The sequence below is a fragment of the Escherichia sp. MR genome, from assembly GCF_005280595.1.
Taxonomy (GTDB): domain Bacteria; phylum Pseudomonadota; class Gammaproteobacteria; order Enterobacterales; family Enterobacteriaceae; genus Escherichia; species Escherichia ruysiae.
On the sequence record NZ_SZVK01000126.1, the window covers coordinates 1 to 924 of the forward strand.

Consider the following 924-nt stretch of genomic DNA (forward strand, 5'->3'; position numbering starts at 1 on the left):
GGTGGAGCTGCATGACAAAGTCATCGGGCATTATCTGAACATAAAACACTATCAATAAGTTGGAGTCATTACCGGCTGGCGATATTCATCTGTTAAATAAATGCTTGCGGGTAAAAATCAATCATCTGCTGATAATATATTTTAATGGGATTAATTTTTAAATATATATTCATATAATAAATGGATCAGGGTTCTATGTCTTTCGTATTACCATCGATAACGGCTTATCCTCGGCAGTCAAAAAAATACATTTTCATCGCATTGCTACTTGTGTCTGTATTACTCCAGCTTTGGCCTGTTTATTTTTTACAGCCATTGAGAGTTATCCTGCGCGTCGGTATCTGCAACTTGCTAATCATCCTGTGTTTGACAGGGTGTTATCGATTATTTGTTGGGAAAATAGTCGCATTGAGTGTGTCACTATTATTGACCATTAATTTTATAGTCGCGCTTTGTACATGGCAAATTTATCAAAGTGAATTTAATATTATCTTTGCAATGAGTATCATGGAAACCCACTGGTCTGAAGTGAAAGCAATGTCGGGGTTATATCTATCCTGGATGCCAGTATGTGTTGTTTATTTCTTGCTGACTTATTTTTCTATACCCATGGGCGTTAAGTGTGTGTCTACTAAGGTTCAATGTGCATCACTGGTGATACTATTAATATTTATCTCATGGTTTAGTTACAATCAATGGAGTAAACAGAAAAAAGATGGTCTTGGAGGATACTCTCCATTAAGCTCCAGGGTGTTAAGATTTACACCATTTTATACCGCTGCCGATTTTATTATTGCTTATCGAGATATTTCTTTTGCCAGAGAAATAAAACAAATTGATATGGATTTACGGTGATGCTGCCAACTTACTGATTTAGTGTATGATGGTGTTTTTGAGGTGCTCCAGTGGCTTCTGTTTCTATCA

General features: G+C 36.3%; 2 protein-coding genes. Both read left to right on the forward strand.

Going from position 1 to position 924, the window contains the following annotated elements; genetic code table 11:
* The first annotated feature begins 1 nt into the window (after window position 1).
* On the forward strand, window positions 2–58 hold the full coding sequence (locus FC814_RS23860; protein WP_003032489.1) for an IS1 family transposase: 57 nt from the start codon (window positions 2–4) through the stop codon (window positions 56–58).
* Between the two features lie 137 nt (window positions 59–195).
* Complete coding sequence (locus FC814_RS22540) at window positions 196–855, forward strand: hypothetical protein (RefSeq protein ID WP_301546391.1); 660 nt, start codon at window positions 196–198, stop codon at window positions 853–855.
* Window positions 856–924 lie beyond the last annotated feature (69 nt).